Source organism: Vibrio sp. V08_P9A1T1, from assembly GCF_963874405.1.
In the GTDB taxonomy this organism is placed as follows: Bacteria; Pseudomonadota; Gammaproteobacteria; order Enterobacterales; family Vibrionaceae; genus Vibrio; species Vibrio anguillarum.
In genome coordinates this window covers 1-7188 of the sequence record NZ_CAWNIB010000080.1, presented here as the reverse complement: position 1 = coordinate 7188, position 7188 = coordinate 1, and the positions used below count along the sequence as shown (strand labels likewise).

General features: G+C 40.4%; 7 protein-coding genes. 2 read left to right on the top strand and 5 right to left on the bottom strand.

The window, feature by feature from the left end:
- The 3 genes from tyrS to AACT21_RS04270 form a co-directional block, all read right to left on the bottom strand.
- Positions 1–481 (bottom strand): tyrosine--tRNA ligase (tyrS, locus tag AACT21_RS04280; RefSeq protein ID WP_094164209.1); only part of this gene is annotated, 481 nt, incomplete at its 3' end.
- Positions 482–573: 92 nt separating this feature from the next.
- Positions 574–1374 (bottom strand): response regulator transcription factor, encoded by an 801-nt coding sequence (locus tag AACT21_RS04275; RefSeq protein ID WP_176430212.1) that lies wholly within the window; start codon positions 1372–1374, stop codon positions 574–576.
- 208 nt (positions 1375–1582) lie between these two features.
- Positions 1583–2665 carry a saccharopine dehydrogenase family protein gene (locus AACT21_RS04270; RefSeq protein ID WP_217898743.1) on the bottom strand — a complete coding sequence of 361 codons (1083 nt, stop codon included), beginning with the start codon at positions 2663–2665 and terminating at the stop codon, positions 1583–1585.
- Between the two features lie 257 nt (positions 2666–2922).
- Between AACT21_RS04270 and AACT21_RS04265 the strand changes: the two genes are divergently transcribed.
- Positions 2923–3912 (top strand): acetoacetate decarboxylase family protein, encoded by a 990-nt coding sequence (locus tag AACT21_RS04265; RefSeq protein ID WP_094164207.1) that lies wholly within the window; start codon positions 2923–2925, stop codon positions 3910–3912.
- Positions 3913–3955: 43 nt separating this feature from the next.
- On the opposite strand, the gene AACT21_RS04260 is transcribed toward AACT21_RS04265, so the two are convergent.
- Positions 3956–4885, bottom strand: coding sequence for an SDR family oxidoreductase (locus tag AACT21_RS04260; protein ID WP_094164206.1), 930 nt, complete (start codon positions 4883–4885; stop codon positions 3956–3958).
- A gap of 232 nt (positions 4886–5117) precedes the next feature.
- Between AACT21_RS04260 and AACT21_RS04255 the strand changes: the two genes are divergently transcribed.
- Complete coding sequence (locus AACT21_RS04255; protein ID WP_094164205.1) at positions 5118–6548, top strand: coniferyl aldehyde dehydrogenase; 1431 nt, start codon at positions 5118–5120, stop codon at positions 6546–6548.
- A gap of 29 nt (positions 6549–6577) precedes the next feature.
- Here the strand turns inward: AACT21_RS04255 and AACT21_RS04250 are convergent, their stop codons facing one another.
- A complete protein-coding gene (locus tag AACT21_RS04250) occupies positions 6578–7006 on the bottom strand; it encodes a MerR family transcriptional regulator (protein WP_094164204.1) in 429 nt (142 codons plus the stop codon).
- Positions 7007–7188 lie beyond the last annotated feature (182 nt).

Sequence of the window (7188 nt, the reverse complement as noted above, 5' to 3'; positions counted from 1 at the left end):
GTTCAGGCCTTTGCAATCGTTGTTTTACCGACTCACGGCTGATCATATTGTTGACTGAAAAATGCTTACCGACATCACGGAAAAAATCGATGACATTAATATCTCTCATCCATTCTGCGTTGTTGACGATAGTCATGGGTTTGCTTAAATGAGGAGCTAGCAACTGCTCGATTTGAGTAGTGAGATCTTTGACCCAACTGGCTACCGTTTCTTCAGTATTCAAACTGCGCTCTACAGCTTTGAAACTTGGGTCGCCAATCATGCCCGTTGCACCACCAATAAGCGCTAATGCTTGATGTCCGGCATCTTGAAAACGCTTGAGCATAATTAGAGGAACTAAGTGCCCAATATGAAGGCTGCCAGCGGTAGGATCGAAACCGCAGTAAACTGTTTGTGGCTGGTTCAGTTGTTGCTGTATTTGGTCTAAATCACTGGCTTGAGCAATTAATCCGCGCGTTTGTAGTTCCTGAATGAATGTCATCTATCACGTCTTCTCTGTAATGAATAATGTGATGTACAGATTACGAATAGAACCTTATGCGAGATATATCCTTAAAGGGATAATGAGTTCATTTAGTGGGTAATAATATGGTTGAGGAAGATTTGAAACAGTTCACTGAGTGACGATACCCTCAGTTGAGCATAGATACGCTTTCGGTGGTTTTTTACCGTTCCTTCCGTAATGTCCAACTGTTTTGCTATTTCTTTGGTATCAAGTCCTTGCAATATTAAACGGGCTATTTGTTTCTCTCTAGTTGAAAGTAAATCTTTGCCAAAAGAGTGCAGGCCATCTTCTATGAACTTTCGTTTTTTTACTGAGTAGGATTCCGGAGAAAAGACAGGTTCCGCAAGAAGGAATTCAGTTTGCTTCCAGTGTTGTTGACATAGTGATTGAATGACTGAGAAGTATGATTTTAACGTTTTTACATTTAATGGCGAAAATAAATTGTCTTCATGGGTGCCGCCTAAATAGATAAGGACCCAGCGAGTTGCTTCAACTTTAATAAGAATACTTAACTCATCTTTCCAGCCAGTTTGTAGATAAAACTGATTACAGTATGTTTGATAGTCCATATCCCGTTTGGCTACGTCTTTTAATGAAAAAACGCCTTGCTGCTCATTAATAGTGAGCATTTTGTAGAATGGGTCATCTTGAAATGCAGAAGTGAGGTAACGGTCAAAAAGTAATTCTCGATTATTTTTAATGGAATCATAAAGATAAATGGGATGTTTATCTGTACGCAGGCCGAGAATTACTGCACAGTCATAATTCACTAGAGAAGCGATGAAAGCCATTAAATTAGGCGTAAAACTCGGTGATTTCAGAGAAGAAATAGAGTCAGCGAGTAGATTGTTAAATTGCGATTTAGTCATAACGTATAAGATGAACAATAAAGGCCTACAGCATAACGTAACTACTTAAGTTGCTCAAAGATGATCTTATTCAACTCGCCTCTGGCTAACAAATTTATGCCCCAAAGTTTGTTAGGAAAACTTTCTGAGTATCTCAACAATTGTTACTTTAACTTAGGTTTTCTAATGTGAGTGATGCTTGAAGCTGTTATACCTTTGCTTTTCTATCTTAATTATCGTGATGAAAGGATGAGGATCCTGCCAATTGCGTTATAAACTCGGTACCCATTAACTTTGACGGGGTATAAGCACCAGCAATGCTCTCCAATACGAGAAGGTGTTGCACAACTGCGAGTGAGCCTTGAATTGTAAGGTCATACCCGTTACTCGTTACAATACGTACGGTTTTTTTCTCACCTTTAGCGTTGGTGGCTTCTCCCCAAACGTACGCATTTTCCGATGCGCGTTCGCTCTCCCTTGGTCCTTTAATACGTTTACCAATATAAGATTTTAGTAAATTTTGCACCCACTTTGTCCTTAGTAATGGTCTGATATAGTTGGCTCTTTTGCTGGTTTTAATCATTTTTTCAGAAGAGGGGACATAGACCTCAACATTCGGTATCCCTGTAGAATAATAAGCAGTCGAGATATCTCCCCAAGGGATAGTCATCGCGGATTTGGAGTTATTGCCAAAATCAATCTCACGAATTTTATAGGCTAGAGGCACGGTGATTATTTGCCCACCTCTACGGATTTTTCCACCTTGCGCTATACCCTCAATAGATGTTTTCGCTGTTCCCGGAGAAAACGTCGATTTTGAATCAAATCCCAAAGCTAAATGAGTGGCATCGGGTAACTGAGATTTGAGCATCGCGGCAACGCAGTCGGTTGGAATGACATCGAATCCGACGCCAGGGCACAGAACAACATTGGCTTCTAAAGCTTCTGCCTTTAGTGATTGTACCCACTCAAATACATCAATTTCGCCCGTTATATCCAGATAATGAGTACCTGATTTTAAGCATGCGTCGATCAAAGGTTTTGCTGTTAATGAAAACGGTCCTGCACAATTTAATATTAGAGAGACGTCGGATAAGTGTTTGCTGACAGCTACAGTATCTTGCAGATCAAAGCATACAGAGGGTAAACCTAATTCATTGGCTAGCTGTTGCGTTTTTATCCTATCTCTGCCACCAATGGTTGGTCGTAAGCCACGTTTTACCGCTTCATGCGCAATCAGTTTTCCAGTGTAGCCATATGCGCCATATATCATCCAATTTTTAGGTTCTGTTGGTTGAATAGTAAGAGTCATAACAAAAGTCTCTGTATTAACGGTTATTAGTAATAGTGGGATACTCAAGGTAACCTTAAACTTAAGTTTAAGGTCAACGAGCTTCTACTGGATTTCATCAAAATGTCGCTAATTAACATGAAAAAAAATATCTTCTCAAATTGATATTGACCTTAAACCTTTATTTAACCTTAAGGTTTGCATGCCCGATGTCCAGTTAGTTTTTTCTTGGACGGTTACGGGAGAAAGATAATTAAGTTGCAACTAAAGGAAATAATATGAATGGGAAATATCTAGCTAGTACAATAATGCTCACCAGCTTGAGTTGGTCGGCAATGGCCAATGCTAAAGATCATACGGCTATGGTTGAAATAGATATAGCGGGACACCGAGTACCTATTAAAGCTGACGGTTTGTATGATCGATATCGTTCTAATCCTCCATTAAGTGTTATTGCTGAATCAAAACCCGACCTCGACTTAAGCTGGTTTAAAACCCTAAACAAGACCAAAGTTGATATTGGCTTTACTTCATATTCACCTAATTTTTACTATCAAAATGAAAGGATTACTGCCGTATATACGGCCGATTTTGACAAACTAAAATCACTCATTCCGGACAAAATATTAGAGAGGGTTCAACCCCTCAAAGTTTTGCCTGGTCGCGGTCTGATAGTGTTAACCGCGTATGCTTATCACTATTGTGATAACGACCAATACAATGAAATTGCACTGTCTGTTGTAACCAACAAGCCGGGGCAGTCTAACTGGGGACCAATAACATTAATTGGTCAGTCTATGTCCAAAGATTATTGGGGATACGTACTGAAGCTTCCGGTTGACACGGAGCTGGCTAGAGTGCGTGGCGTCGTTGGTTACAACCTACCTAAATGGTTAACTGCCATAGACTTTCAGAATGATAATACTAAGGTTACTTATACCGTTTCGGATAATAAGGGCCACCCAGATTTGGTTTTTAGCGGAGAAAAATTGACTGATTTATCGAAAGAAAAAGAGATTGTGACGAATAGCTTTACCAACTTAAATCAAGCTGGAGAGATAACCTATGGACATTCCGAGTCTCGTCTTATGAGCTATGCTACGTCTACTGATGAACAGGATGTTCGTTTGAAGTTAGGTAATGGGCGTTTATCTACTTTCATTAAATCGCTGGATCTAGGGGCGATGGTTAAATATGAATATGTACCTGATTTTCAAAGTGCGCTTTATGCACCTGAACTTCTTGAATCATTGCCTTCCAGTTATTAATTTTTGATGTAAAAGAGCCAGCTATCTAGCTGGCTCTTTTACATTATGGCTTATTTTCATCCCTGATGGTCTTTAACCCCTCATCAAAAGTTGTAACCTTAAATTCAGGAAATCGTTTTTTGAACTTGTCTGAAACAAAAATATTATCTGTTTCATAACGAGGTAGAAGTTCCGCGGCGTCTCGGATGGTTGAATTTACTTTACCTGCTAACCATAGCTGCCATCGTTTAAGTACTCGGTATTTCGGTTGAGTGCTAAAGATACCTGCTGCTAACTCCACAAATTGGCGATAAGTGAGTCGGTTATCGTCACACGGTAAATGCCATGTTTGACCATAGGCATCAGGAGTGTTACCGATTAGAGCCATTGCGCGACTTGCATCTGGAGTAAATATGAGGCTGCGTTTGACATCGTCACGCAGAAACACTTTGGCAGATTTACCGGCAGATAGAGCATCAATGATGGTTGAGTTGGTAATACTTTGTGTTTTTCCTGGACCATAAAATTCTGGCGCACGGCATATGACAGCGTTTATTGTTCCACGATCCATTGCTTCAAGTAGCATATTGGTTATTTGGGCACGGACTTTTCCTTTCCCACCATAAGGAGCAAAATGAGCATTCTCTAATTGTGGGGTGTTGGTTTGTGGATACATATAGGTGTTATCGAAATAAACCAATTTTGCTTCATGTGTCTCACAGGCATCAATAACATTACGCATCAAAGTAGGCCATTGTTCTACCCATAACTGAGTATCCATCGGTAATCCGACAGTCAAATAGACAATTTCAGAGCCTTCAACCGCGTCTAAGGTTTGCTGAGCGTCGAGTAGGTCTGCCTGAAATAGTTCATCGGTTTCGTTCACTTTTTGAGGCCGACGGCTGACTAAGCGAATATTAGAGGTGTAATCGCGTTTTAAACTGATTGCCAGCTCTCGACCAATTTGACCATTTGCTCCAAGAATTGTTTGCATAGATGACTTCTCCTGATTTTATTCTCTCTGTGAAGCATCCTAAGATTAAAGCTTGGTTTAAGGTCAACGACAATTTTTACGTAATTTTTATTGTTGACCTTAAAGTTAAGTTTAAGCTTAGGCTTTGACCTCGCGGATATGAAGAGAGAATTCTGAGAGCTAAGTGCCTCATCACTCACATATCAAGAGATGATTGCAACGAGCAGTTGCTTGTAAACTATTGAGGTGACTTATGACGAGTTCTAAAAAAGCTGAACTAAATAGAACGATGGCTGACCTGTTAACCATACAAAAAGAAGCGTTTCTAAAAAGCGACGTACCAAGTGTCAGGCAAAGAAGGGAAAAGTTAACGATGCTCCGCTCCGCGATTCTGTCTTTTAGAAGTGAGTTAGAGGCTGCTATTAATGAAGATTTTGGGCACCGTTCAAAGTATGAAACCGATATTTTAGAGCTAACGGTTACTCTGCAATCGATAGATTACCTATCACGGCGTTTACCGAAGTTTATGAAAACTCAACGTAGACACGTAGATTGGGAATATAAGTTTGGAAAAGCCTATGTTGAGTACCAGCCTTTGGGGATAATCGGCATTATGGCTCCATGGAACTATCCCGTCTCATTGACGTTGATTCCATTGGCAACGGCATTGGCTGCGGGTAATCGAGTTATGATAAAACCATCGGAACTAACACCGACTACAAGTCAAATATTAAGCAAAATGCTTTCATCTGTATTTTCACTCGAAGAAGTAAGCGTTGTTTTGGGCGGACCAGAAGTGGGCGCCGAATTTAGTCGTTTAGCCTTTGATCATCTTCTATTTACGGGGAGTACACAAGTTGGCCATCATATTATGAAAGCCGCGAGTGAAAACTTAGTTCCGGTAACTCTGGAACTTGGTGGAAAAAGCCCGGTGATTGTCAGCAAAGGCAGTGTAAATAAGCGCAATATAGACCGTATTGTGTTCGGCAAATTATCGAATGCAGGACAAACCTGTGTCGCGCCAGATTATGCGTTTGTACATGAGGATGACTTGCCAAAATTTATTCAGCAGTATTCGAAGTCAGTTGCAAGTTTTTACCCGGATGGGCCGATTAGCAGTGATTACTCTTCTATTGTAAACGACAGGCATTACCAAAGGTTGAGTGGTCTGCTAAACCAGGCGCGGGAGCAAGGAGCTAAAGTTATAGAAGTCGGTAGTTACCCAGAACTGGCCAGTAGTCGGCTACGTACCATAGCTCCAACGTTGGTAACAGAAACCAGTGATCACTTGGATATCATGCAACAAGAAATTTTTGGGCCTTTGTTACCTATTAAGACGTATCGAGAAATTGATGAAGTGATTCAGTTTGTAAATGCGCGTGCTAGGCCGCTTGCACTCTATTATTTTGGACAACAGGATAAAGATTGCGAACGAATTTTACGACGTACAACTTCGGGTAATGTTGGTATCAATACGACGGTATTACATGTGGCGCAAGATGATTTACCCTTTGGAGGCGTTGGTTCTAGTGGTATGGGAGCCTACCATGGCATTGAAGGATTCAGAACGATGAGCCATGCAAAAGGGACATTTGTTCAGGGGCGATGGAGTTTACCAAGTATGCTAAGGGCACCATTTGGTAAATTCGCTGATATGACACTTTCTTATATGTTTAAATTATAGAGATTGTAGAAGGATTGAGCTGAGGGGCGTTATTGCTCCTCTTTGCCATTTAATATATCCCAACCAAATTGAGCCATCACACGTTCGGCATTTTCAGCACAGTTCATGCTTTCTGGTTTAGCTTCAATTTCGTTTAGAACGTCTACCAGTTTCGCTTTATTTCTGGCAATTTTTCTTTCAATCTCTTCTAAGTCACTTACCTTCTGCTTCAATGCGTTTAGAAGTTGGTGATGATCCCATTGGGATAAGTCAGTAGGTAGAAGCGAACGTAATTCATCTAGGCTAAACCCAGCTTGCTGACCAGTAGTAATCATATCCAAAACCATTACAGCTTCTGGAGGATACGAACGGTAGCCGTTTGCTTTTCGCTTAACCGTTTTGAATAATCCAACTTTCTCGTAAAAGCGGATTTTTGATGCGGATAAACCGGTTCTTTTTGCTAATTCACCAATGTTCATAATTGTAAATGTAAAGTCATTGCTTAAGTAAACACTAACACAGTTTTTCAGAAAGGTGCGCTTAGAATTAACAGATCACATATCGGGCTTTCCATATATAAATTAATACTTGAAGAACTAATTTTGAAAAATCGTTAACTCAGAGTTGTCCAAATTCCTGTTAGCAGATGCGATACGAATAT